The sequence below is a fragment of the Mucilaginibacter metallidurans genome (genome assembly GCF_003286435.2).
Taxonomy (GTDB): Bacteria; Bacteroidota; Bacteroidia; order Sphingobacteriales; family Sphingobacteriaceae; genus Mucilaginibacter; species Mucilaginibacter gossypii.
The window spans coordinates 3,864,710-3,889,984 of the sequence record NZ_CP043449.1 but is presented as its reverse complement, the minus strand read 5'-3'; the positions used below and the strand labels follow the sequence as shown (position 1 = coordinate 3,889,984).

The window sequence follows — 25,275 nt, the reverse complement described above, 5'->3', positions numbered from 1 at the left end:
ACATGCGTCTCCAACTAAAAGGTCAACGTTTTAGTATCAGATGCTGAAGACGCATGTGATGCATCTCTACAAAACATAATTTAAATTGAAGTCATTATCCCGTATCGTTTTCGCCTTAGCCGCAGTTTTACTGGGCAGCAACCTTTATGCCCAGCAAATAAACCATCTGCATGATGTTGATCCGTTTATCGGCACGGCACTGAGCAATGTGCTTACCAAATGGGGTAATAATGGTGGTTGTTATCCGGGAGCTGTTGCGCCATCGGGCAGCGTACAACTAAGTCCCGAAACAAAAACTACAGGAGCAAGGGGATATAACTATATGGATAGCTCAATTTATTATTTCAGTTGCTTTGGCCACATGAGTGGCTTTCCTGAAGGCTCGTCCGGACATTTCTTTGTGATGCCATTTAATGGAAACAATATTTTTGAGCCTGGTAAATCAAATCTCCGTTTTTCGCACAGAAATGAAATGGCTGCTCCTGGCTATTACAAGGTAAGTTTTGACGGTAAACAGATTGTCGCCGAAGCTACCGCTACGGCAAGAACAGGCATGTTCCGTTTTACATTTAATGGAAATGCTAATCCGCAAATCTTTATCGGTAATGCCGGCGAAATTCAGGTGGTATCAAATAAAGTGCTTCATGCTTCAAATGCTAACGCGGTAATAAACTTTAACCAAGGGTACACTGATAAAAAAGAAGTTAAAAGCGGCTGGCTGTTTACTTTCAGCAAAGCTCAGGCAGGTGCCACAATTATCACTTTACAATTAAGCAAATCATCGGTTGGTTACCCCGGGGCACAGCATAATATCAATCAGGAAACAGGTAGCCTTAGTTTTGACGAGATACGCGCCAAAATAAATAGGGAATGGGCTAAACTATTATCAATCGTTGATATAACCGATGATAATGAGCAGAATAAAAGGGTGTTTTACACAGCACTTTATCATTCATTATTGCTGCCGTGGGTTGCTGATGACGCTGATGGCAGTTACCGCGGTACGGATGGTAAGGTCTATCAAAAAACAGGGCAAAACCAGTATGAAGCTTTTTCTCCATGGGATACATTCCGGTCCTTACATCCTTTGCTCACTTTGTTATATCCGCAAAAGCAACAGGATGTGATCTTGTCTATGTTGGATGTATACAAGCAAAGCGGTCACCTGCCTACCGAAAGTATGACGGGCAACCATGCTGTTCCAATTATTGTTGATTCCTATTTGAAAGGGATTGTGGGCTTTGATAAAGATTTTGCTTATAAGGCTATGAAGAAAGATTTGGTTGACGGGCCATTTGTTCAGTCAGACATGGAAGTTTATCACCAAATGGCCTATGTCCCCTTTACCCGGCCCGAGTCAGTTACCCGCACGGTTGAGTATGCCTATGATGACTGGGCGCTGTCGCAATTCGCAGATAAGGTGATGAATGATAAGCCGACTTATCAGTTATTATCAAGCAGAGGTTTTAACTACCGCAATCTTTTAAATAAGGACGAACTGTTTATGCTTCCGCGTAATGGAGATGAGTTTAAGCTTCAGCCCGGCACATCGGGTTATAAAGAAGGCGACAAATGGGTATATTCCTATTTTGTGCCTCAAAATGGTAAAGACTTGATTAATATGACGAGCGGTAATGAGCAGTTTGCCGCCCGTTTGGATTCAGCTCTTCGCAATAATGTTATCCTCTTTGATAACGAAACTGTTTTTCACTTACCTTATTTGTTTAACCAGGCCGGCAAGCCACGGTTAACACAAAAATGGGTGAGAGATATCATGCTCAATAGGTTCAAGGCTACTCCTGGCGGTTTGCCCGGTAATGATGACCTCGGTTCAACATCAAGCTGGTATGTCTTTAGCTCGCTCGGGATATATCCGGTATGTCCTGGTAATCCGCTTTACGCTATCGGTGCGCCTTTGTTCAAATCTGTAACGCTTCATTTACCCAATGGCAAAAAGTTCATAATCGGCAGTAATAATTCATCTGCAAAAAATAATTACGTACAGGCTCTGCATGTGAATGGCAAAGCTTGGCAGCAATTGGCCCTGCCACATTCGGTGGTGGTTAAAGGTGGTGCAATGACTTTTGATATGGGGAAAGCCCCAGGTAACTGGCCAACCGATAAAGATCCGATTGAGCTATCGGCCACAAAAAAAAATACTGCCTTTGGTATAGTGAGTTATTCGGTCGATAAAAAAAATGCAGTGCCTGGCGAGCCGCTTGTGATAAGGTTTAAACTTAAAAATACAGATAGCAAGGGCATTAAAACCGTAAAGCTGTTGGTTAACGGAAAGCCATATAGTTATAAAAACTGCCTGGTTGAGCCGGGACAAACTGTTCAGGATTCTATTGAGTTTCGCCTTTACCCTGTGGGAAAAACGGTACTGAAGCTTGATAATACACTACCGTTGATTGTCGAAGTGAATCTGCCTGCAAAACCGCAGGAGCAAGCTTTTAAAATATCGGGGCTGGAAGTAAAACCGATGATCAGGTTGAATGAAAGCCAGGAAATAAAATACCGGATAAAAAATACTGGCGGATTAAAGCAAACCTTTATTATACCTGTAATCCAGAATGATTCGGTTGTTTTTACCGATAATATTAAACTTGATGCCGGTGAAGTTAAAACCATTAGTCATCATATAAAAGCTTCCAAAAACGGATTTGAATATGTGAGGGTCGATACGGCGAAAACTATCTACAAGGTTTATGAAAATGCTACAGAATCATTATTGCTTGATTTCGCATCGATAGTCCGTGGTAAGATAGTAGCTGATAGTTCGGGCTTTCATAACAACGGAAATGTTATTTCATCTTCAGTAACGACTACTAATGATAAACTATTATTTAGCGATAGTACTTATGTGGAAGTCCCAAACTCACCAGCTTTGGATAATATGGATGAATCCATTACCATGATGGGATGGGTTTACCCGATGGGCAATGAGAAAGGTTTGGTTGATATCATTACCAAAGGCGATAACCATGTATTGCAAATGACCGATAACAGAACCCTGACTTTTTTTGCAGGCGGATGGGGCAGGGGCGACTGTACTGTAAACCTTCCTGCCGACTGGCAACAACATTGGCATCACATTGCGGGCGTGTGCAATGGCAAAAAGCTATATGTTTATATCGATAGTGTTTTGGCCGGAACCACGCTGTTAAATGTAACCGCTGATCTGTCGGTAAATAACAAATGGACGTTAGGCCGAAACGAAGAGTTTCCATCAGAACGCGTGTTTCACGGCTTTATGGACAGAGTGAAAGTATTCAAAGCAGCATTATCTGCTGATGATATCAAAACTATCGTGTCGTCAGAAAAACAGTAAGCTGATAGTGTCTCCTACGTTTAAGAATGATATTTAACAATCTCTAACGGGCTGTTGATGCCCTTGCTATTAATTGTGATGGCATTATCAGTTCCTGCTTGGCTTCATTAAGCCGCCCGGACAGACGGCCGAAAAGGATTTCCGCTGCCTGCTTCCCCATATCATACGCAGGTTGTAAAATAGTAGTAAGCGATGGATTAAGTATGGCCGCGGTAATTTGATTGGTAAAGCAAACAACTTTTACATCACGAGGGATCTGTAGTTTCAGTTCATCGCAAGCCAGATAAGTTGCGGTAGCCAACTGCTCAACTGTAGCTATGATACCATCTGGTTTAACGGTCGTCAAATGCGCTTTGATTATATTTACATTTTCGTCGGTATATTTGTTGGAGCAGGTTACTATTCCTGCATCTTTAACTACAAACCCATTTTCAGTTAAAGCGTTGCGATATCCTTGTTCCCGGGCGGTTAAAATAGAAGGATAGCCGCTGATGGTAACCAGTGAGATGTTTTTACATCCGGCTTGCAACAAGTGTGTGGCTGCGTTGTAAGCGCTATTATAGTCGTCGGTTACTATTTTATCCGCAGTAATATCCTCGCAAACCCTGTCAAAAAAAACTATGGGGATGCCTGTTTCCTGTAATGTTTTAATATGTCCGGTATCCTGGGTGCTGCTTGCTACCGACATAATGAGGCCATCAACGCGTCCGCTGGCCAGGTCGTTAAACATGGATGCTTCCCGTTCATAACTGTCATGGGAAAGGTAGATCAGCGCATGGTATTTTTTTGGCGCGACAATACTTTCAATTCCGTTAATGGCCTGGCTAAAAAAGCTGTCGGCAATTTCGGGTATAATGATGGCTATAGTATTGCTGCTTTGTTTGCGGAGACTGCTGGCATAAGCGTTAGGTACGTAATTTAAACGCCTGGCGGCTTCCATTACCCTCAGTTTGGTTTCAGGACTTATATCATAGCTATCGCGAAGCGCTTTGGATATAGTTGCGGTTGAAAGGTTAAGCTCTTTCGCAAGCGTTTTCATATTCACCTTATCGTTCTTATTACCGCCGGTCATTTTTAGTATTGGTTGTGCTTAATTGTGGAGCAATATAACGAAAAAGATGTTCAGTAGTTTCGACGCGACTCAACCTGAACGCAAGAAGGGCGTCTATATGTTAAAACAATATTGGGTACGGTTTAAATGAGAAAAGGCACAATTTCTTGTGCCTTTCGTGATCCCGCTGGGACTCGAAATTCTATATAGATAAAACCCTTATTATCAGTATGTTATGTCAATCAAATTTTAGACGTATACCGAAAAGTATACCGAATGTTTTAGATCAATTTGATGCTGTTTCAGAACGTTAATACGCTAATATACAGTTTATTCTGAAATAAATCAAATCAAAATAATTAATCAATTTTGACCTTTGATTGGATGTGGTTTTTAGGGGGCACAACTAATTGACAATTTGCGGCATTCAATAAAGATCCTACAATCTTAGGACTTCTTTAATCGTTACAAACAGATGTTATCTATTCTAAACCCCAAGGTTTGTTCCAACGAATCACTTTCCAAATCCGGATCGATATCTATTTCCTTAAATATCAATTCTTTTGGCCGAATGTCCTTAAATGGTTCTATTGCACTTTCAAAACTTAATTCAGCTAACTCCTCTATCGTTGAAATATTAACCTGATAAGTACCGGCCTGCTTAAATTCTAAAAACAACGCTTCCTGGGAGTTGTCTGATTCCAATTCCTCAACAACTTCATCGTTTTGTAGTAAGCTAATTTGGCTCATTAGAAATCCAACTCTGTACAATTGGCCGTCATCTTTTACAAAATACACGATCTTCCAAAAAAATGTAGGTACTCTTACACTTTCACCATTTACGGGAGATCTTAAGTAGGGGTCATTTTCTAATAATACAGGACCAGTAAATACTGTTATGCGAAGTTTGCATTTTGTCGTTTCTGCATGAAGGATGTAGTCTTCTAAACTTCGCCACACATCCCTGTTTAAATCTTTGTGTTGAGGTACAGAATTAGAATAATAAAAAGTTGAATCTGCGGCCTTGAAAGCTAGTCCTACTGTTTCGCCCCATTGAACATCCTCCCGTTTCGTGAGATGTCCGCGATCAAATTTTGAATTATCGGTAGAGTATAGTTCGTATCCCCATTGTGCACCTTTGAGCCTCGGATCTAACCTCCAACTGTCTTTTCTCGGAACTTTCTTGAAAAGCGATCCGTCTATGTTGGAAGCGGTAAAATAAGCCAGTTTTCTACTTTTAGATAATATAAGAGAGTAATTAAAATAAGGTATTACACCACTTTCAAAGGTATCTGTTATTAGCTTATCGCCCAGTTTTAAGGTGCTTAACGCTGGCATGTTTATAAAATGCTCAGTCTCCTCACTTGCTAAAAATAAAGGGTCAAAACCATTATATAAATTGTCATTTTCCATTAGTAATCATTTTATCAAAGTAACCAATGATAGCATCAATCCTAATTCCTTCATTTCTTGATTTAAAGCCAAATGGTAATGGCGCTTCGTCTTTTTTTAATATTCCTCCGCTATGGTGTACAGCGACGATATCCCATGCCGAATTAAATACTGGAGCACCCGAAGAGCCTTTTAATGTATCTGTTAGATATTGAATCGTTCTTTGCGAAGAAGACGTAATTATATTATGATAAAGTGCTAATTGTTTCGATTGACCGCCCGGATGTTGAATGATATTCACAAATTCATTTTTTGGCGCCTCAACATTATAAAGTTCAATAAAGCCATAATTTTTTAGCGTTAGTTTTTCATCTGAAATTTCAAATATAGAGACGTCAAATTCATGTATCGGCGAGGTGATCCAAATACCTTCTGCATTGATCTTAAAGACTTCGGTATGTTTAATGCCACCCTCCAAATCATCCTCATAATTAAATATAATTTTCGTGTAAGGGATTTTGGTTTTTTCTGAAATAACATGATAATTGGTGACGAAAAATACCTTATCGTTAGCCGGGAACTTCGCCAGGAATCCAGTACCGACATTAGTACTTGAGCCTATTTTTACTTCGACCTTTGCTACTGAAATTGCTTTCCTCATTCCTAGTTCTAAAAATGTGATGGGTAGCAATGTCGTCTTTTCCATCGTTAGAACCTCTAACTCTGCATAATCTGGATTCTTCCAAGTTGAGATATCGTCCAGCTGCGGAGCAATGGAATAATCAATGTGCTCGCTTCCAATAGCGGCCATTAAAAATGGATTTTCCGCAAAATGTTTTTGTGCGACGGCGAAAAGGTCAGCAGTTTTGTTCCTTTTATCTAATTCAGAGATAACACTGTGCCATATCTCCATAGCATTGCCTGAGAAATTGATTTTGCTCGGCTGTAAGCCAGCTTCCTGCGCCAGCCGGACAATTGCCTCGTGCGAGTAAGCAAGATCCGCTAATGCGTCATTTAACTGTGAAAGGCGCGTATTCCAAGCCATAGTTTTATTGCTATATATAATCCTTACGAATTTTAAATAAGAAATTAAAATCATCTACATAGCTAAACTCATCGTTTACTTCTTTCATAAGGGAGTTCATCGAGATTTTCTTAAACTCTTTATTTTTAAGTTTTTTGATGGCTTTTGCCCATGTTTCCCTTGCAGGCACTCCCAGAACCAAATCACTTTCATGCCCACCCGCTCTTTCCCAAACCCTCGTCAAACTGACTGGGTTAGGGTAATAGTTACATAAAAGTTCTTCAGTATTGGTCCACCATTGTTCTTTGCCAATCTTGACTTTAGGAATGAGGCCAGATAAGAAAATTTTTCCTTTGTCAACAAGTGATAATAAATCGTAACATTCCTTTAGTGCTATTGACCAGCTATTATTTTTTGAGGAACGATTGTAGACTAAATGTGCAGATGACCCGCTCTTACGTTGGTAGATAAGTTTACCCAACTGTTTAGCTTCGTTTCCGCCAAGAATGCCTCTAAATTGCTTTAAATACTCTTCTAAATAGTGATTCGGGATATTTGTAAATTTTTTGAAAATGGGTATGACGGGCTTGATCTTGTCCTTATTAAAATATAGAAAATCGCTAATAGCATAATCGAAAATATAATTTGATAATATGGAGTCGTTTGGAACATTGATATTCTTTCCATTGCTCAGTTCACTTAATAGATAGGCAGATGTTTCTTTAAGGAATTGTGATCTGTTTTTATCATCTAATTTGCCCCATAATTCATTACGCCTGTCGTAGTACAGAATATTTCCGTATTTACTATTTGCAATTGAAGAGATCAACTCAACTTTTACTTTTTCCCCGTTTATCAATAAGGTGAAAAGCTGATCCAACACCAAATTGAATTTTTTTATGCCCTTTTCAACGCTATTTCCCAAGCGTATTGACTCCGCCCATATATCCTGCCAACCGGTATTGCTGACATCTATTTTACTGAGCAACGCAGGAGTAGCCCGGCAATATTTCCCCGCGATAAGAATCAAACGTCGATCTTTCAAATTTACAGCACAATTCACCGCCGTTTCACCTTCTGTTTTTGCGAGAATGACCTCAAGACCTCTTGTTGAATTCTGGTTTTTATCGATTGCTAATAGCTCGGTTAGTGCCTCTTCGATCCCTTTGTCCTTAATCAACAAATGAGCGTAGAAAACTAATAATCCGGTTTTAGCTGCATAAATTTTTAACGCATCAACTAATTGTTGCTTGAGATTAAGGGGTAATGCCTGAATAAAATCTTCTTCTTTAATATTGATTAACATTAATTGCAGTAACTCCAGCAGTTTAGGATTTATGGATAGCCACTCATAAAATATTTGAGCCTTCAACATTCCTGGAGAATGAAAAAACGCCTTCAATGATTCATCGACCGATTGGGACAACCAATCTTTGTTTTTCGTTCCTTTTAGAAGCTCAATTATCTTTAGTGATTCGATCGTAGCTGCATTTAACTGGAACAATCTTTTTTTAAGCCACTTAGCAATGCTTTCGCCAAAAATATATACACTTTTTGCAAATGATTCAGTTTTGAAATTTTGAAGAATTCCAAAATCTTGATAATCAGAGTTGTCTATTAACTTAGCGAGATGCTTTACAAACGCTTCCTTAAAGGCGGCTCCCTTTTTAGGCGATGGAGAATACGAAGCGATAATGTGACTTAAAGTGGAAAGCTTTTTAAAATCTGTTTCCTGCTTATAATTTTCAAATGTGCTCAGCACTATACTCACAGTATCCCATTCACTTCTCGGGAAAACGTCTGCGCCAATAGCCTCCGCAAAGTTATTGATCAGCGTATGTGATTCTTTATGGCCAACAAGTATTTGCTCAGATATTGATGAGAGTACCGCAGAATCATGTTCCCCCACCACCATGAACCCGGAATTTTGGAATTTCGAAACTGTTTTTTCAGGAACGTTAATTAAGTTTAATGTTGATTTCGGTACCGCATTCGCGTTAAAATAAATATCAAAATTGAATTTTTCTTTTTCTTCGTCCGTAAGTCTTTCCCATAGTTCAGCAACTGCTTTGTTGTAATCATTTTCACCAACCCAGACAATGGTGTTAAACCACTCCGAATAATTGACATACCCGGTAATCACCTTTTTGAACCGTCCAAAAAACGGTTCAGGTAAATCTACGTTTTGAGGGCGCTTTTTTACTTTTGAGATGTCAATCGTAATTGTCTCAATCGTAGCGTTTTTATTTACTTCATTGGGAAGTAAATCGAAGAGAGGTGTTAAGTTGTCAACATGAGATAGATTTTTTTTTTCCAGAATCAACACATGGGAAAAAGCTCTTCCAGGCCGGACAGTTGTTGAGGGGTCAACGAAAGATTTTATAACTAAAAAGTATTCATCATAACAAAATCCACGCACCGCAGGGCCCCAGGATTTGCCGCTGGCAGTATCATGTAAGTCAGTTTTAAAAGCGATTGCCTGGGCTATCTTTTGATCTTTTATGGTAGTTTTCAAAAGATCCCAAGCGCCGCCTTTTTCCCCACAAAGTGACTGATGTATTAAGATTTTCACAGGACCGCATTAACAATTAATTGGGTTATATCATCTGTTCGATTGCCATCTTTATCTATCAGGAAACCAAATTTTTCTGGACCTTCAATTGCATATTTATCCTGGCTAGCTTTATCTGTCAGCCTGAATTGCTGTGCTGATAAACCTAAAATGCTCCAATTGTTAGTCTCCCAGTTTGCGTTTATGAAAGAATGTAATAATGGGAGCTCTTTTTTTAAATAATCTTCAGGCTTGTCCTTGGTTTGCAGTTCATCCCAACACGTCAGTGCAACCGTTAGGCGAACCTTAGCATTTTTAAAGTGGTAGTCATTAAATTTATAAAATAACAAGATCTGCAGCAATTCGATATAAAAAACCTGGTCCGAAAGGATATGGTCTTCATCCCGCGGGATTGGGGTCACATTATTGGCATTCGGGGTAATGTCAGCAATATCTTCTGCCTTGTTGATCTCGCTAAGTCGTATGAAAAATAACCAATTATTGCTATTGCTAACCGCCGTCTTCCAACGATTGTCTAGTTCGCGATTTATAATTATTTGATTGACTTGTTCGCCACCATATTCCGGACAAATAAGATCAAATCGCTGGCCATCTGATTGAATGGGCAGCATAAAGTCAAGGCTCTGTTCTGAATGAGTTGGCGTAGGCTCTTTTCCGTCTGCCAGCTCATTTAACGCGTCAATAATCAGGGATAAATTCGGTACCTGATCATATAATTTCAATGTGCTTTTTTGCTTTTGAAGGCGAAGGTATAACTGAGATAGAAAGACAGTTTTGGATGATCCAGGCTTGCCAATTAATAATATAGGGTTATTCATGGCTTTTAAAGTTTAAGAAGTGATCTTTTTCCGAGTGCGACACTGTCGCCGATACTAACTCAATTGGCCTTGGAATCTGTTTTGATAGCCAATCAATCACTTTAAGATTATTCGCATGAACAAGAGGATCTGGCTGACTTGATGAAAAGTTACTTATATCAAGCTGATGGAAATTATTGAACATCATCAAAAGTTCTTCTTCCAAAGAGGAAAGAATGCTTTCATGTACCTCTGATTTTTTATCAGATTTTGACCAAACCGCTATCACAGGACGGTCCCTCAAGTTGTATTTCAGCATCTCCGCTATCTTTATGATATCTGCTTTGGCGCGGCCTTTCCTGGCAATCAGGTCATTACAGTCAATAAATAAAATAAAGGCGGATGAAGTTTGATAAATTAGACGGGCATTTCCTGCATTCACATGATCCCGATCAGTTGCCCAAATAGTGAATACTTCACCTGAAGCATCACTAATTAAAACATCTTTTAGTACTCCTTTTTCATCTCTCAGGGCAAGATGAAAAAAACGGCAATATTCCAAAGGCGTAGGGTCGGGGAACGAGACTTGTGTTTGATAAACTTTTAGCCGGTCATACAGGTAATCCCAACCGATTAATGTTTCGGAACCTGCGAAGTCAAAGCCGTCTAATGCGTATCCTTTTTGCAATAATGTAAACACCATTGCCAAAAACGTTGTCTTACCCGCACCAGCACGCCCTGCAATTCCTATTGTAAATGCAGAATTCCGGCCAACAACTGAGTTAATCTCTTCAAAAGAGAGTGGATCTCCAGTCCAATTAAGTGCTTTTTTGAAAGCTTTTGGAGTTTTAGTGTTGTTTCTACTTTTCGGGTTATTAGTGGCAAGCCAATATGGGCACTTTTGATAATCAGGATCTCCATTATGGCACATCAATGTCTTATGCGCCGCACAATCCTTGTTTGAGCATTTTGCCATAATGTTATTTCGATGTTAAGATTACATTACATAAGAAGTCATGAAACAACCAGGTTGTTAGCGATCCCGGCTTAAGCTTTAGGTCTTCATCAACTCCGACTTTAGTTTTTAGATCCTTTAGTTCGTACTTCTTATGAACTAAACCTGAAACAAAGTCTAGAAGTGATATTCTGCCTTCTGCATTACTCTGTTCTTTCAATATGCCACTCAATGCATCAGCATTGCTGTTTAAAGAATTTAAAAAAGAGGTTAAAGTAACGTCATCATTTCCAGCAATTTCCTCGACTGTCGCGCTCAAAAAGTAATCAACGCTTTCAGGGAATATAGCAGGGACAAAGGTTGCAAAGTCCGCAGCAAGTGCAATTTCAAGCACCGGAGAAGCAATTACATCATACGGGCTTTTCAGCATCGGCGAATACGCTGTAGTTTTCCACCATATTAATTCTGTTTTTAGTCCTAAAGCATTGATGGAGCCCGATACCATCTCCAAGTTGTTCTGGGTATCCAAATGCGCCTTATTTATGGCTGCGGTATAACTCTTAACAACTTTTGGGATAAAAGTAGGTAAGGTTCCATCGCCATAATCCCCTTCCAGCACTTTTTTGGTTATTGCCTCATCAACAATTGGTCGTTTTACGCCTTCAGTGCTGATTAAGGTATTATTAATTGCATGACGAATTCTGAATTTTTCATATGCTGCAATTGTGATTTTTTGTGCAATATCCGATAAAAATACTTTAATAGTTACTTCTTCGACAGGCGAAAACGTTAAATGTTTGACAACATCTTTTGTTGAGAGATAAATCAAATTTGCTATTGCCATGTCGGCAGCTAGTTCAACGAGTGCGTTTAATATCACTGCGCGTATAAAAGGGATTGGGGTATCCCTGGTAATAGCAGCATAAGTAGGCCATGTTCTTTCAAATATTTCCTTTACTTCCGCTATCTCATTATTTTCAGCCGGGATATTAGGGTCGATACCAGCAAGCGCAAAGCTGTAAATACGGGACTTTTCTTTTTTAATACGTTTTACCAACTCTTGAGATGATTTCTTTAATTTCTCTAATTGTTGGTCATCAGTAAGAGTTATCAAATTGTTTTTGAGAAAAGTTTGCAGCATGATGGTGATATTGTTTAAGTCTTTAAATTGATAATGAATCTACTAAGTTAGGAGAGTCAGTACCATTTTCCAAACAAACAAGGAATAACATCCTAATTGTTAATAATTTATAGTTAAGAAAAACGAAATAGCTTCGAAACTCTTGCTACTTAATATGCATTATTAAAAAATTTTCAATTGCTATTTTTGGTATCAAAAATGGCTTTTTAAAAAACGTAATTTCGATAGCGTTGCTCACAACTTTATATTCTCCAATAAAGTCGCCACCAAGTGCATTAAATGCAAATTGGCCTTTATTTGTATCCCCTACAAATGTTCCCTGGTAATCTTTAGCCGCATTTTTACCATATGCTAATAGTTGGTTGATGTTCCCGGTAAAAGGCATCGTTATCGTTGTCATTATAAATAGTTGTTGGTTAGGAATTTATATTCCAAGATACCGAATTTAACCTATTTGAAACCCTTTGTAGTGTATTTATCAATTCCTTTTCCTCCGGCAACTCTCCAGTTACCAGTTCGCGAAATGTCGTTCTGTATGGTTGGAGAATTGCAGCCCAGGTTTTTTCAGGATTTGCAAAGATTAATGCTTCGTTTGGAGGATTAGTCAACCATCCATTGTTATTTTTATAGGTCAATATATCGTCCTTACCGACCATATTTAATAAGTTATCGAACTCCGCGGAAACAAAAAAAGCGGCGACGGTGGCATCTTTTAATAACATATTTATATCATAGATATGCCTGATTTTTTTCGCCAGATCTTCGTAAGGTTCATCTGAATAAGAAAACCGGACAAGGCTCATGATTTTTTCACATAGAGTACGCTCTTTGGTCAGCACTCTGACAGTGAAGCCTTGTAATTCATATTCTCTGATCAAGGCCTTTTGTCCAGTGCGTTCCATCATGTAGGCAATAAAACTGTTTACTTCAGCCGTAGTATAAGGTTCGAAATTGCCCAGCCAAGTGGCTTCCACAATGATGTGTTCACGAACTTGCCCATATTCGCCGGCGAATACACCTTTAGTATAAGCATGGGCTGTTTTTCGGTTCATTCCAAACTTAGTTGTAACCCCCTCAATCTGTACTTCCGGTATCACTGTACCCACCAATTGTGTAATATCACGAATTTTTTTACTCAGCATGCCGTTTGTGTCATCTTGTCTACGTATTACAACAATATCAATATCTTCGGAAAAGCGTTCTATTATTCGGTAACATTTTGATAGTGCTGTCCCGCCTTTAAAAACAGCGTCGTGGGCAAGGTCGGATTGAAACACCGTTTTCAAAGCGAGGGTCACCCAATAATCTTTTTCGACATAAATCTCGGCAATTTTCATTTGCTGAGCGGTCGCCGTGATCGCGTCTTTAAACAGTTCCGGGTTGTTGTGTAAAGTCATTTCAGGCGATGTTCCAAGTGATGTTGTTAGGTAATATGTTATTGTTCAGCCCGAACTCAAAAGTACTGAGAGGGTTGAGGCTCTTGCGCAGTGCATTAAGATCTTCCTTGGGGCTAATAAGCTCCATTAAAGCCCCTGCCAAGGCCCTTACGCGTGGTGGGTATTGCAAGGCAAGCCTTTTAAGAAGCGCCCGGTCTTCGAGTTTACCGATACCGTCTTTCAACAGCCTGATGGCAGCTTCCTTGTTGATATCCGGAATTGTTTTTAAGTCTTTGATGGCGTCGAGGTATTCGAGGTAACGGTAATTATCATCGTCGATATCTGCGTAACTTTTGATGGACGTCACTTTCCGGTTACCCAGTGTCAACTCCAGCCGTTTATCGCGGGTTGCTATTTTAATGTTCTTGGGCACCTGTGTGGTCAGCCCCATCCGGTTATACAACAGCGTCCCGGTAATATAGGCGATCCTTTTCCCGGCTGAAAATAAATAGGGCTTCAGCAATTCCTGTTCATCGGGTTTCAGTATGCCGAAAGCAGAGCGTTTAGGTTTGTAAAATAGCCCGGTTGATGCACGCGTTATCAGGCCGTTTTTGACTAGGCGTTCGATAGCTTTCGTAGCGGCGGTGTATTCCTCGCGCTCTATCGGCAGCTCCCGGTAGCCGAAGGTACTGCCGTCGGGCATCCCGGCAATCTTGTCTGCAATTTTTTCGGCTACTTTCATTTTTTAAAATTCTCGCAGATAAAGTTACTTTTTAATTTTCAAATGTCAAGTAAACCGCACAGAATACTTGACATATTTAATAATTATCAGGTATTGATAAATGCCTGTACTCTATTTTGTATTTTATAAAGATATTATTAATACAAAATTATTAATGATATTATTAAAGCAGCCGAGTATCTGTTGACATAATGATGTAGTAATGCGGAGCTAATGATTCCCTTATTAAGATGCTGTTGCGCTTGCTTTAATAAGGGCTTTTAACTTTGCACGCGCATCTTGTTCAATCGCCGTATTTCGGTCCCTTTTTATCTTGGTATTATTCCTGAGTAACAATTGATGCACGGCCTCCGGAAGTTCCGTTGTTTTGAAGTGGGTTGACACATAGATACGGCGATTATGCGCGAGTTTACCGGTAATAAAGCCTCGCGCCAATAATTCGCTCAGCAGCTTATCCATCTGATAACGCTTGCTGTAGGTATCATACATGGCTTTGATACCCGCCTTTTTGAGCATTTGGGGCAGGAGGTCTTTTTTGCGCGCGCCGGTCATACGTGTTAAAATGTAATCCTTGGTCGTACCAACCAGCTCCTTATTCCCGATTATACTCTTAATGCTTAGGAACCCTCTTAACAGGTCAATTTCGTAGGGTGTTTTTGTTTTGCCGTAAAACTCAAACATCATATTGATGCTCATCATCACGGTGACATCGCGGCCACCCTTTTTCTTCCAGTCATCAATGGCCTGTTGCGTTTTTACGGCAGAGGCCATCATGACCTCAATATCACCGTATCCGCCCTACCAAGTACATCTTGATTAGCTAATTTTCTGGGTTTAGCTTTGGCAGCATGAATAATTCTAAAGAAAAGCGCAGTGCGATGAGAGCCATGATCGAAGATTGGCAATCTAGTGGCAAGTCAAAGAAAGAATATTGCCTGGAAAAAGGCATCAATGACGCCAGGTTTTATTATTGGTATTCCCGGATCAATGGAAAAGAAGATACTCCCGGGGATTTATCCCGATAGAGAGGCATTCTGGTATCAGGGAGATAGAAGTTTTTTACCCAAACGGAGTAAAACTAAAAGTTAATGTCGACCTGCCGCTTTTAGCTCAGTTGATCCGTCTGTATTAAGATGTTCTCACTAGGATCTTCGCATCGTTTTTATCTTTATTCGGGGCATTGTGATATGCGTAAAAGTTTTGATGGGCTGTGCGGATTAGTCAGCTCCGGCCTGCAGCGCAGTCCCACCAGTTGCGAAGTGTTCGTCTTTTTGAACCGCAGTCGTACACACATCAAACTACTACATTGGGAAAGTGGCGGTTTTGTTCTCTATTACAAACGGCTGGAACAGGGCACTTTTCTTAGTCCAAAAGACGGAGGAAATGAAATGTCATGGAGCTATCTGGTACTGATGGTAGAGGGTATTCATGTTGTAAAGAGTATTCAGAAAAAACGTTATTCATTAGTGTAAAAACAGGCTTTTCTCTTGTTAAATCGCTGGTAAATCTGTATTTTTAGCGTATGGAAACGGCACTGGAAAATCTATCGAAAGAGGACCTTTTAAAGGTTATTTCCAGTCGCGATGAAAAAATAGATTCGCTAACTTCTCTGAACAGTTCGCTGGTGCAGGAACGGGATTATTTGAAATCACAGGTCGAAATGTTCAAGCGCATGCAGTTCGGACAGAAACGTGAGCGTTTTGAAGCGCTGTATATTTTCCCTTGCAAAGCGTTGTTTTGTCGGTATAAGGGAAGGTGGTCAACGTACTTATCCACCAGTATGGAAGCTAACAGACCAGCTCCGGGAATACCTTTGTCAATTACTCGCTCTGGAAGCTCGGCGATCTTTACGCCTTCACCGTTTTTAGCGGCATATTTATAGCGGATGTACCTTTTGATAAAGAATCGTGCGGGCTCGCATTCCAATTCTTCGGTAACTTCCTTGCCGATACACACCATAGCTGAAAGGTCACCTTCAGGGTGTATTTCGATTTCTTCAACAGGTAAATGTTCGGGCAGTTTTGCACGTCCATGGTGGTTTGGCCGTTTGCGTATGTATTCAATCTTTTCTTTGATTGATTCCTGTTGCTGGGCTACAGCTATTGCATCGGCTTCAAAGGGTAGTAGCGTTTGGTTAGGATCACCCGCCAGGGATGCACGCGAGGCCAAAGAAAATTTGAAAAGCTAAAGAGTAAAATAAATTAACCCTGGTGGATCACTCCGCTAGTAAGTATTATAAACAAATCCGGCCTTTTTTGGTTAATTTGGTTGCTGATTGCCCTCTCTGCCCTTACTATGCTTTTAACTGACGGAGAAGACCTACAGAAAACGATACTGAACGCGCCTATCGGCATTTGCCTGCTCAACGGGGAAACGCTGGTGGCCGAGGTCGTCAATGCTAAATTTTTAGAAGTAGCCGGTAAGCCTTATGAGGCGATCTATAGGCAGTTTTATTGGGACGCTTTTGTCGAGGCCCGGCCTTATTATGAAGCAGCATTAGCGGAGGCGGTAAAAACAGGTGAGGCTTATTATGCCGATGAAGTGGAACTGATGTTGATCCGGCACGGGCAGGAAGAAATGATCTTTGTCACCTTTGTTTACGCGCCTATTAAAAACGAGGCGGGCAACGTCACCAAAGTCGCCGTCTGGGTTTTGGAGAATACCAAGCAGGTAACCGAACGTCAAAAAGAAGTGGCGGCTAAACTCGCCTTTAAACAAGAGCGTGACCGTCTCCAGGGTTTTTTCATGCAGGCCCCCGCGGGAATCTGTATCATGCGCGGATCGGAACTGAGATATGAATTAGTTAACCCGGCCTACCAGCAATTTTTGCCCGGACGAAAGTTGTTGGGGCGGCCAATCTTTGAGGCCTTGCCTGAGCTGGTAGGCACCCCCTTGCAGGAGATCATTTTAAAGGTTTATCGGGAGGGCGAAGCTTTTGAAATGAACGAATTGCGGGTACCGATCGCCGAGTATGAAGGTGGGCCGGCCACGGACCGTTTTTTTAGTTTTAGTTACCAGCCCTGGCGGGATGAAAATGATAAAGTAGACGGCATACTGGTCATCGCCTTTGATGTGACCGGGATGATGCGGGTACAGCAAGAGCTGGATCAGCAAAAAAGGGTTTATGAAACTATTACTTCGGGTACGCCCGATCTGATGTATGTCTGGGACCTGGATTATAAATTTACTTATGTCAACAGCGCCTTGCTGAATATGTGGGGCAAGACCTGGGAAAACGCCATCGGCAAGGGTTTACGGGAAAACGGCTACGAGGAATGGCATGCGCAAATGCATGAACGCGAGATCGACCAGGTCAGGGCGACTAAACAATCCGTGCGTGGTGAAGTTTCATTCCCGCATGCCGTTTTAGGCAAACGGGTCTACGATTATATCCTGGTACCGGTGTTAAATGCCCAGGGGGAAGTCACAGCCGTAGCCGGCACGACCCGGGATGTTTCCGACCGTAAGGAGATGGAAGAGGCGCTGGCCGAAACGACCGAAGAATTACAGGCCATCAATGAGGAAATGGCGGCGACCAATGAAGAACTGGCGGCTTCCAATGAGGAACTGACGGCTAAGAATCATGAACTGGCCATGGTTAACCGGGAATTGGCCGCGGCGCGCCAGCAAATAGAAGAAAGCGCGACCACGCTACGTTTGGCCATTGAGGCCGCTAACTTCGGTACCTGGTTCATTCATTCGGTCACCCGCGAATTTATAACCGATACCCGTTTAAAAGAGCTGTTTGGTTATTACCCCGACGAAGAACTTTCCATTGAAGGTGCCTTGGCACAGATCACCGATGAATACCGCGGCTTTGTAACGGATAAACTAGAGACAGCCATTTATCATAATGGTGATTACGATGTCACCTACCCGGTTATCGGCCTGCATGATAATCGGCTGCGCTGGCTCCGGGCCATCGGAAACTTGAAAGCGGACGCGTCGGGCGCTTTCTCGGCCTTTACCGGCGTAGTCATGGACATTACCGAGCAGCATTTGGATGAGCAGCGCAAAAACGACTTTATCGGCATGGTCAGCCATGAACTGAAGACCCCATTGACCTCTTTAACCGCTATTGTACAACTCGCTCATATCAAACTCAAAAGCAATGAAGATAATTTTTTGGCCAGCGCGATGGACAAGGCGAATTTGCAGGTCAAGCGGATGAGCAATATGATCAACAGTTTCCTGAATGTCTCGCGGCTGGAATCGGCTAAATTGCAAATGACAAGAAAATATTTAACCTGGATGAACTCATCGATGAGGTGGTGAAAGAAAACGCCGCAACGATGTCCAGCCATATCATTAAATTTGATTTATGCGATCACGTTATGGTGAGCGCCGACCAAGACAAAATCGGTTCCGTGATCACTAACCTGATCAGTAACGCCGTTAAATATTCTCCTAAGGGAAAAGACGTGGAGATCAAATGTGAGGTCGTGGATCATTGGGCGCAGGTCAGCGTTAAGGATAAAGGGATCGGCCTAAAACCGGCCGACCAGGACAAAGTGTTTGACCGCTATTACCGGGTAGAAAGCAGTAATACGCAGCATATTTCCGGTTTTGGTATCGGCTTGTATTTAAGCGCCGAGATCGTTCACCGCCACGAGGGCGAGATCTGGGTGAAAAGCGAAAGCGGCCACGGCTCGACCTTTTATTTCAGTTTACCTTTATATGAAAAAGAAAAATAATTATGTAAGTGAAAGCCTGTCCTTCGAGGATTTTGAACAAGCCATTGCGGAACGTCCTTCAAGCATCGCAGTAGATGAACTGGTTAAAGAGCGATTATTGGCCGAAAAAGAAGCCCGTAATAAAGAACGGGAACTGAAAAAAGCCAAGCGCAAAAAATAGCATTTGCTATTATCAGTATGGAAGGGGGGATTAACCGTGAAAACAGTGAGCTACTGATTTTTTTTGATGGTACTGATCTCACCGTTACGTTCGATATAAACTTTATCGATTTTGGTCAGATCTTCGGTCAGCGCGGATTTACGGACACCCTGCAAAATATCTTCCTGGCAGACCAGCGCTTTTTTTCGATTTGCTTCTACAAAACGGCCGTCCTCGAAGAGCACGATCTTTTGTCCTTCTACCAGGCGGGCAAAAGTTTTATTATTGGCGACGAGCCAACCTACCAGCCTGTGCAGCAGCACGATCACTAAACAACAAACCATTACCGGTACATAGGGCGAGGCGCCAACCACAGCCCGGCTCATGATGGCACCCAGTGAAATAACGATGATGTTGTCCAACGGCGTCCGTATACCAAAAGAGCGCCGGCCCGAAATACGGATCAGGATTAAAGCGATCACAAACATCAGAATACCCCGGCTACTCATTTGCAGTCCGTTGAGGTGCTCGCCCTCACCAAAAAGCTTCATAAATGTTTCCATTCTTTGACTACAAAAAGTTGTGGTTCTGTGTTTGAAAATTTAAGATATTCTTAAACAATAAATTTTCTTTCATGTTAAGTATAGACATCAATAATTAAATACTTATGAAAGCAGCAGTATTTCACAAACCCGGCGACATTCGTTACGACACCGTTGAAGATCCGCGTATCGAACAGGATACAGACGTTATCTTAAAAGTTACCTCCACCGCTATCTGCGGTTCCGACCTGCATATTCTAAGTGGCGGTGTGCCGCAGCCAAAACCCATGGTGATGGGCCATGAATTTATGGGTATTGTAGAGGAAGTAGGCAAAGGCGTTAAAAATCTCAAAAAAGGCGACCGGGTGGTGGTGCCGTTCCCCATTTCCTGCGGGCATTGCTTCTTTTGCCAACATGATGCATCACCTGCGTGCGAAAACTCTAATTACAAACATTATGGGCCTAACGGCGATATGGCTGACCAAAAAGGAGCTGCCCTGTTTGGTTATACCGACCTCTATGGCGGTTACTCGGGCGGGCAGGCAGAATACGTGCGTGTGCCCTACGCCGACATCAGCCCAAGAGTTGTGCCTGATAACATGAGCGATGAGCAGGTATTATTCCTGACCGATATTTTCCCAACTGGCTGGTCGGCTATTGACTGGGCGCAATTGAAGGCGGAGAAGTAGTTGCCATCTTCGGTTCGGGGCCAGTCGGCCTGATGGCACAAAAAGCGGCCTGGCTAAATGGTGCCAGCAGGGTAATCGCTATAGACCCCTTAAACTATCGTTTAGAGAAAGCTAAAGCGGTGAATAAAGTAGATACTTTGAATCCACATGAAGTGGATGTGGTGGAAGCTATCCGGGAAATGACTGGCGGCCGCGGCGCGGATGTTTGCGTGGACGCGGTTGGTTTTGAACCAGAGCGCGACCTGCTGGATAAAGCTAAAGCCTTATTCAATTTTGAGGTGGGTAGTATGAAGGTGTTGGATATGGCCTTTAAAGCCGTGCGCCGCATGGGTACCGTATCCATTATGGGCGTTTACGGCTCTACTTACGACAACTTCCCGTTACACCGCGTATTTGATAAGGGCATCACTCTAAAAATGGGCCAGGCACCCGTGTTAAATTATATCGATCACCTGATCGAACTGGTGAAAACAGAAAAAGTGGTATTAGATGATATCATTACCCACACCCTGCCATTAAGTGAGGTTACCCATGGCTATGAGATCTTTAATAAAAAAGAAGAAGACTGCGTAAAAGTGGTATTAAAACCTTGGGAGCAGCGTAAAGAAACGGAAAACAAAGAACCGGTTAAGATCGAAAATTAAACAGGCCATGAAACAGGTACCAAAGAAACAAAACAGGCAGCCGGGTATCGAGGGGAAAATGGACCCCGCACCGGAGTATATCAAGTCCACCTATACCGACGCAAATAAACTGCTGGATAAAGTCGCCCTGGTGACCGGCGGTGATTCCGGTATCGGCCGTGCCGTCAGTGTGCATTTCGCCCGCGAAGGTGCGGATATCGCCATTGTTTACTTTGACGAGGATATAGATGCAAAAGAAACCAAACGATTTATCGAGGCCGAAGGGCGCAAATGCCTGCTTTTAAAAGGCGATGTTAAAAAAGCTGCCTTTTGCAAGAAAGCGGTTGAACAAACGGTCAACAAACTGGGCAAACTCAATATCCTCGTTAACAATGCCGGTATTCAGGTTCCCCAGAAAAACCCGAAGGCGATCGATGAAAAGCAACTGGAAGATACTTTTCGCACCAACATCTTCGCCTATTTCCACTTTGCGAATGAGGCGTTGGAATATCTTAACGAGGGCGATTGCATCATCAATACAACTTCAGTTACCGCTTATCGCTCCTCGCCTAACCTGATCGATTACTCTTCCACCAAGGGTGCCATTACCAGTTTTACCCGGTCGCTGGCTACCAATTTAACGGAGAAAAAGATCAGGGTCAATGCCGTCGCGCCCGGACCGGTCTGGACACCGCTCATCGTTTCCACCTTTGACGAAGAAAAAATAAAAAGCTTCGGCAGCGAAACCGCTATGAAACGAGCCGGACAGCCATCGGAACTGGCCCCGGCTTACGTTTTCCTGGCCTCGGATGATGCCTCCTTTATTACCGGGCAGGTCATTCATGTAAATGGCGGGGAAGTCGTTAACGGATAAATTAAAAACATCAATATAATACCTATGGAAAATCAACAAAAAACAGCTTTGATCACCGGCGGAACCAGCGGGATCGGCAAAGAACTGGCGAAACTATTCGCTAACGATAAATACAATTTAATCATTGTTGCCCGCAACCAGGCCGAACTGGACATTACAGCCAATGAACTTCGTGCTTATGGCATCCAGGTAACGACAATCGCTAAAGACTTTCCGATATGGAACAGGCCAAAGCTTTATGCAATGAAGTTACTCAACAAGTAGACGTATTGGTAAACGATGCCGGCATGGGTGTATATGGTCTATTTAAAGACAATGAACTGGAACGCGAGTTAGGCATCATCCACTTAAACATCTGCGCCACCGTTATCCTGACCAAGCATTTTGTGCAGCAAATGGCTGCCAGTGGCGAGGGTAAAATCTTAAATCTAGTAGCAGGCAAATTGCCTGGCCCATGGCAGGCGGTTTATCATGCCACTAAAGCTTTTGTGCTATCGTTCACTACCGCTATCCGCGAAGAGCTGAAAGATTCGGGTGTGACCCTGACAGCATTAATGCCGGGGGTTACCGATACGGATTTCTTTAACAAAGCCGGCATGAACGACAGTAAAGCCGTGCAGGATAAAGAGGCGATGGCCGACCCGGCTGACGTGGCCAAAGATGGTTATGAATCTTTAATGGCCGGAGATGACCGGGTAATATCAGGTTTTAAAAACACGGTGCAGGTAAATATGGCCAACCTAATGCCTGATAGTTCGGTTGCGCATACGCTGTATGAGCAGCAGCAGTTTGAACAGGAACAACAACAAAACAAACAATAACATCAGGTATCTATGAAAAATACAACAGCAATGCTGGAAAATATCGCCACCAAGGGCTATGGCGCGTCCGGGTCATTAATTGGTGGGGAAACCCTTAAACCAATGGACTTTGAGCGCACGCCGCCGCAGGTTAACGAGGTTTTAATAGAAACACTTTATTGCGGTGTTTGCCACTCGGATGTACACCAGGTGGAGAACGATTGGAAAAATACGATCTATCCGTGTGTACCAGGCCACGAGGTGATCGGCCGGGTAACTTATGCCGGCGAGGCGGTCACCAAATTTAAGATTGGAGATATTGTAGGTGTAGGCTGTATGATAGATAGCTGTAAAAGCTGCTCGGCCTGCTACGAAGGCGAAGAACAATTTTGCGAACACCCACACGGACCAACTATGACCTATAACGGCTATTTTGTAGCCGACGGAACTGATTATAACACCTTTGGTGGTTATTCTAATAACCTGGTGGTTAAAGAGGATTTCGTTTTACGCATCCCGGAAGGCCTGGATATTACCAAAGCCGCGCCTATCCTTTGCGCGGGTGTTACCACTTATTCGCCGTTGAACCACTGGGGTGTAAAGGCCGGGGATAAAGTGGCTATAGTAGGTATTGGTGGCTTAGGCCACATGGGTGTGATGATAGCCAAAGCTATGGGTGCCGAGGTTACCGCTATTACATCTAAAGAAGAAAAAAGAGCTTTAGCCGGAGAATTGGGTGCTGACCACGTTATCGTATCAGACAACGAGAACGAAATGAAACAGTACGAACGCTACTTCAATTTCATATTGGTAACTATTCCCAATCCGTTCGATATCACCCCATATATCAACCTTATTCATCGCCGGGGCAACCTGGTAACCGTTGGCTTACTGGCCCCATATGATAAACCGCTTAATAACATGGATGTGGCCAGCCAGGCGCGCAGCGTGGGTGGATCACTGATAGGCGGTATTGCCGAAACCCAGGAAGTGTTGGATTTCTGCGCCAAGCATAATATCCTGCCGCAAGTGGAAATGATCAATATCCAGAATATTAACGATGCCTACCAAAAAATCAAGGACGAGGACGTCCGCTTCCGCTATGTTATCGATATGAATTCTATTAAAAACGAAGCATGATCAAAATATAAAAACATCACCATGAAAAAGACCATCGTATTTATCCACGGCATGTTCCAAAACCCGGTGAGCTGGGAAAAATGGATTGCTTATTTTAATGACAAAGGATATGAATGCATCGCGCCAGCCTGGCCGCTGCATGAGGGCAATCCAATTGATCTGCGTAACAACCCACCCGCCGGTCTCGGCGATCTGGAACTGCAAACCATTGTTGACGAAATGGAGCGGGTTATAATCGCATTGCCTGAAAAGCCGATCGTTATTGGCCACTCTGTTGGCGGGCTTATTGTGCAGTTACTAACTCAAAAAGGTATTGTGGAAATGGGTGTACCGATAGATTCAGTTGCGCCTAATGCGATGCTGGCCTTCGATTGGGGCTTTATGAAAAACAGCGCACTGATAGCTAATCCTTTTAAAGGTAACGAGCCTTTTATGATGGATCTGGAAAGTTTCCACGGCTCTTTCTGTAATACAATGACCATGGAAGAAACCGATGAAGCTTATAATCGAACTGCTACGCATGACAGCCGGAACGTACTCCGCGACTGTATGGGCGAAGCCGGGCAGATCGATTTGGAACTGCCGCACTCACCTTTATTATTTATCGGCGGCGAAGAAGATGAGATCATCCCTTATGATCTGAATGAGAAAAATGCGAATGCCTATACCGATGAAGTAAGCATCACTGGCTTTAAAGCCTTCCCTAACCGTAGTCACTGGATCTGCGGACAGGCCGGCTGGGAAGAGGTGGCCAGCTACATTAACGAATGGCTGACGGAACATGAAGAACATCAGTATAAAACCACATCGACCACTTTATAAAAAATAAAACATAATGGAAAACAACACTATCGAACGCCGTGATTTTTAAAAAAATCCGTGGCATTAAGCGCAGGCTTAACATTAGCAGGGGGTATGTTTAAATCTTTTACTGCAGGCGCGGAAACGCTAGCTAGTGACCCAATGGCGGCCAACGAAAAAGAATTTCGAATGGGCGTAATAGGCCCCGCCGAACTATCGTTAGCTACCAGCCAAATTGCGGTAAGTAAAGCGACCAATAAAAATGTAAAAGAGTTTGCCGGCTTCGAATTGGGCGAAGCGATTGCCGTAATCGGTGTACTGAAAGACTTAGGGACGTCGGTACCGCCTATGGATGCCAAGGCAAAAGCCACGTTAGAAAAGATAAAATCGACACCGGCCGGCCTTGAGTTTGACAAGGTATATATTAAAGTCCAGTTGGAGAACCACGAATTTCTACGTGATTTTTGGCTCAAAATTATATCAGTAAAGGAAAACTGGCCGGCGCGGCCGAAAATCAGGGCAGGCACCTGGCCACTTTATCGCTGGCCGTTTTTAAAGAGCACGTGGCCATCACCAGCCGTATTTTAAAAGA

Annotated in this window: 26 protein-coding genes and 1 pseudogene; 14 read left to right on the top strand and 13 right to left on the bottom strand. The window is 42.5% G+C overall.

The genetic code is table 11. From position 1 onward, the window contains the following. Nucleotides 1-85: 85 nt before the first annotated feature. Nucleotides 86-3,331 carry a GH92 family glycosyl hydrolase gene (locus tag DIU38_RS16805; RefSeq protein ID WP_112652648.1) on the top strand — a complete coding sequence of 1,082 codons (3,246 nt, stop codon included), beginning with the start codon at nucleotides 86-88 and terminating at the stop codon, nucleotides 3,329-3,331. 43 nt (nucleotides 3,332-3,374) lie between these two features. On the opposite strand, the gene DIU38_RS16800 is transcribed toward DIU38_RS16805, so the two are convergent. The 11 genes from DIU38_RS16800 to DIU38_RS16750 all read right to left on the bottom strand — a co-directional run bounded on the left by DIU38_RS16800 (nucleotide 3,375) and on the right by DIU38_RS16750 (nucleotide 15,155). Continuing rightward, on the bottom strand, nucleotides 3,375-4,403 hold the full coding sequence (locus DIU38_RS16800) for a LacI family DNA-binding transcriptional regulator (protein ID WP_112652649.1): 1,029 nt from the start codon (nucleotides 4,401-4,403) through the stop codon (nucleotides 3,375-3,377). A gap of 444 nt (nucleotides 4,404-4,847) precedes the next feature. Next, nucleotides 4,848-5,795 carry a DNA/RNA non-specific endonuclease gene (locus DIU38_RS16795; protein ID WP_112652650.1) on the bottom strand — a complete coding sequence of 316 codons (948 nt, stop codon included), beginning with the start codon at nucleotides 5,793-5,795 and terminating at the stop codon, nucleotides 4,848-4,850. Further along, nucleotides 5,785-6,819 (bottom strand): trypsin-like peptidase domain-containing protein, encoded by a 1,035-nt coding sequence (locus tag DIU38_RS16790; RefSeq protein ID WP_167516211.1) that lies wholly within the window; start codon nucleotides 6,817-6,819, stop codon nucleotides 5,785-5,787. The genes DIU38_RS16795 and DIU38_RS16790 overlap by 11 nt, the downstream gene beginning before the upstream one ends. A 10-nt stretch (nucleotides 6,820-6,829) precedes the next feature. Further along, nucleotides 6,830-9,370, bottom strand: a complete 2,541-nt coding sequence (locus DIU38_RS16785; RefSeq protein ID WP_112652652.1) for a GAP1-N1 domain-containing protein — start codon at nucleotides 9,368-9,370, stop codon at nucleotides 6,830-6,832. Continuing rightward, nucleotides 9,367-10,188, bottom strand: coding sequence for a TRAFAC clade GTPase domain-containing protein (locus tag DIU38_RS16780; RefSeq protein WP_112652653.1), 822 nt, complete (start codon nucleotides 10,186-10,188; stop codon nucleotides 9,367-9,369). The genes DIU38_RS16785 and DIU38_RS16780 overlap by 4 nt, the downstream gene beginning before the upstream one ends. Beyond that, nucleotides 10,181-11,143: a TRAFAC clade GTPase domain-containing protein gene (locus DIU38_RS16775; RefSeq protein WP_112652654.1), complete on the bottom strand. Its 963-nt coding sequence runs from the start codon at nucleotides 11,141-11,143 to the stop codon at nucleotides 10,181-10,183. The genes DIU38_RS16780 and DIU38_RS16775 overlap by 8 nt, the downstream gene beginning before the upstream one ends. Nucleotides 11,144-11,147: 4 nt before the next feature. Then, nucleotides 11,148-12,263 (bottom strand): GTPase-associated system all-helical protein GASH, encoded by a 1,116-nt coding sequence (locus DIU38_RS16770; protein ID WP_112652655.1) that lies wholly within the window; start codon nucleotides 12,261-12,263, stop codon nucleotides 11,148-11,150. 145 nt (nucleotides 12,264-12,408) lie between these two features. Further along, on the bottom strand, nucleotides 12,409-12,663 hold the full coding sequence (locus tag DIU38_RS16765) for a hypothetical protein (protein WP_146750469.1): 255 nt from the start codon (nucleotides 12,661-12,663) through the stop codon (nucleotides 12,409-12,411). Nucleotides 12,664-12,679: 16 nt separating this feature from the next. Next, nucleotides 12,680-13,660 (bottom strand): nucleotidyl transferase AbiEii/AbiGii toxin family protein, encoded by a 981-nt coding sequence (locus DIU38_RS16760; protein WP_112652657.1) that lies wholly within the window; start codon nucleotides 13,658-13,660, stop codon nucleotides 12,680-12,682. A gap of 1 nt (nucleotide 13,661) precedes the next feature. Next, nucleotides 13,662-14,381: a DUF6088 family protein gene (locus DIU38_RS16755; RefSeq protein WP_112652658.1), complete on the bottom strand. Its 720-nt coding sequence runs from the start codon at nucleotides 14,379-14,381 to the stop codon at nucleotides 13,662-13,664. Nucleotides 14,382-14,606: 225 nt separating this feature from the next. Continuing rightward, nucleotides 14,607-15,155 (bottom strand): hypothetical protein, encoded by a 549-nt coding sequence (locus DIU38_RS16750; RefSeq protein WP_112652659.1) that lies wholly within the window; start codon nucleotides 15,153-15,155, stop codon nucleotides 14,607-14,609. Nucleotides 15,156-15,229: 74 nt separating this feature from the next. Between DIU38_RS16750 and tnpA the strand changes: the two genes are divergently transcribed. Both tnpA and tnpB read left to right on the top strand, forming a co-directional pair. Beyond that, nucleotides 15,230-15,406: an IS66 family insertion sequence element accessory protein TnpA gene (tnpA, locus tag DIU38_RS34080; RefSeq protein ID WP_244311213.1), complete on the top strand. Its 177-nt coding sequence runs from the start codon at nucleotides 15,230-15,232 to the stop codon at nucleotides 15,404-15,406. Nucleotides 15,407-15,568: 162 nt separating this feature from the next. After that, nucleotides 15,569-15,853 carry an IS66 family insertion sequence element accessory protein TnpB gene (tnpB, locus tag DIU38_RS16740; RefSeq protein ID WP_167516206.1) on the top strand — a complete coding sequence of 95 codons (285 nt, stop codon included), beginning with the start codon at nucleotides 15,569-15,571 and terminating at the stop codon, nucleotides 15,851-15,853. 239 nt (nucleotides 15,854-16,092) lie between these two features. Here tnpB and DIU38_RS16735 read toward each other — a convergent pair. After that, nucleotides 16,093-16,541: pseudogene (locus tag DIU38_RS16735) on the bottom strand (IS66 family transposase); the annotation flags it as partial. A gap of 135 nt (nucleotides 16,542-16,676) precedes the next feature. On the opposite strand from DIU38_RS16735, the gene DIU38_RS16730 reads away from it, so the two are divergent. The 3 genes from DIU38_RS16730 to DIU38_RS33125 are packed head-to-tail and all read left to right on the top strand — an operon-like array spanning nucleotide 16,677 to nucleotide 19,235. After that, nucleotides 16,677-18,656, top strand: a complete 1,980-nt coding sequence (locus DIU38_RS16730; protein ID WP_112653272.1) for a PAS domain-containing protein — start codon at nucleotides 16,677-16,679, stop codon at nucleotides 18,654-18,656. A 17-nt stretch (nucleotides 18,657-18,673) separates the two neighbouring features. Then, entirely contained in the window at nucleotides 18,674-19,075 is a 402-nt protein-coding gene (locus DIU38_RS16725; RefSeq protein WP_146750456.1) for a sensor histidine kinase, read from the top strand. After that, nucleotides 19,059-19,235, top strand: a complete 177-nt coding sequence (locus DIU38_RS33125; RefSeq protein ID WP_167516210.1) for a hypothetical protein — start codon at nucleotides 19,059-19,061, stop codon at nucleotides 19,233-19,235. Before DIU38_RS16725 ends, DIU38_RS33125 begins: the two co-directional genes overlap by 17 nt. A gap of 50 nt (nucleotides 19,236-19,285) precedes the next feature. Here DIU38_RS33125 and DIU38_RS16720 read toward each other — a convergent pair whose 3' ends face one another. Continuing rightward, nucleotides 19,286-19,777, bottom strand: coding sequence for a DUF421 domain-containing protein (locus DIU38_RS16720; RefSeq protein WP_112653274.1), 492 nt, complete (start codon nucleotides 19,775-19,777; stop codon nucleotides 19,286-19,288). Between the two features lie 104 nt (nucleotides 19,778-19,881). Here DIU38_RS16720 and DIU38_RS34075 point away from each other — a divergent pair, with 104 nt between their 5' ends. The 8 genes from DIU38_RS34075 (at nucleotide 19,882) to DIU38_RS16690 (ending at nucleotide 25,271) form a co-directional block, all read left to right on the top strand. After that, a complete protein-coding gene (locus DIU38_RS34075; RefSeq protein ID WP_244311212.1) occupies nucleotides 19,882-20,445 on the top strand; it encodes an alcohol dehydrogenase catalytic domain-containing protein in 564 nt (187 codons plus the stop codon). Between the two features lie 32 nt (nucleotides 20,446-20,477). Beyond that, a complete protein-coding gene (locus DIU38_RS34070) occupies nucleotides 20,478-21,089 on the top strand; it encodes a zinc-binding dehydrogenase (RefSeq protein ID WP_244311211.1) in 612 nt (203 codons plus the stop codon). 7 nt (nucleotides 21,090-21,096) lie between these two features. Continuing rightward, the gene (locus DIU38_RS16710) at nucleotides 21,097-21,942 is read left to right on the top strand and encodes an SDR family oxidoreductase (RefSeq protein ID WP_112653276.1); all 846 of its coding nucleotides are present in this window, start codon (nucleotides 21,097-21,099) and stop codon (nucleotides 21,940-21,942) included. A gap of 24 nt (nucleotides 21,943-21,966) precedes the next feature. Continuing rightward, nucleotides 21,967-22,206 carry an SDR family NAD(P)-dependent oxidoreductase gene (locus tag DIU38_RS34065; RefSeq protein ID WP_243771210.1) on the top strand — a complete coding sequence of 80 codons (240 nt, stop codon included), beginning with the start codon at nucleotides 21,967-21,969 and terminating at the stop codon, nucleotides 22,204-22,206. After that, nucleotides 22,161-22,763 carry an SDR family NAD(P)-dependent oxidoreductase gene (locus tag DIU38_RS16705; RefSeq protein ID WP_243771209.1) on the top strand — a complete coding sequence of 201 codons (603 nt, stop codon included), beginning with the start codon at nucleotides 22,161-22,163 and terminating at the stop codon, nucleotides 22,761-22,763. Before DIU38_RS34065 ends, DIU38_RS16705 begins: the two co-directional genes overlap by 46 nt. Before the next feature lie 12 nt (nucleotides 22,764-22,775). Next, nucleotides 22,776-23,882, top strand: a complete 1,107-nt coding sequence (locus DIU38_RS16700; protein WP_279574058.1) for an NAD(P)-dependent alcohol dehydrogenase — start codon at nucleotides 22,776-22,778, stop codon at nucleotides 23,880-23,882. Nucleotides 23,883-23,903: 21 nt separating this feature from the next. Further along, nucleotides 23,904-24,704, top strand: a complete 801-nt coding sequence (locus DIU38_RS16695; protein ID WP_112653277.1) for an alpha/beta hydrolase — start codon at nucleotides 23,904-23,906, stop codon at nucleotides 24,702-24,704. Nucleotides 24,705-24,845: 141 nt separating this feature from the next. Further along, a complete protein-coding gene (locus DIU38_RS16690) occupies nucleotides 24,846-25,271 on the top strand; it encodes a DUF4142 domain-containing protein (RefSeq protein WP_167516209.1) in 426 nt (141 codons plus the stop codon). Nucleotides 25,272-25,275 lie beyond the last annotated feature (4 nt).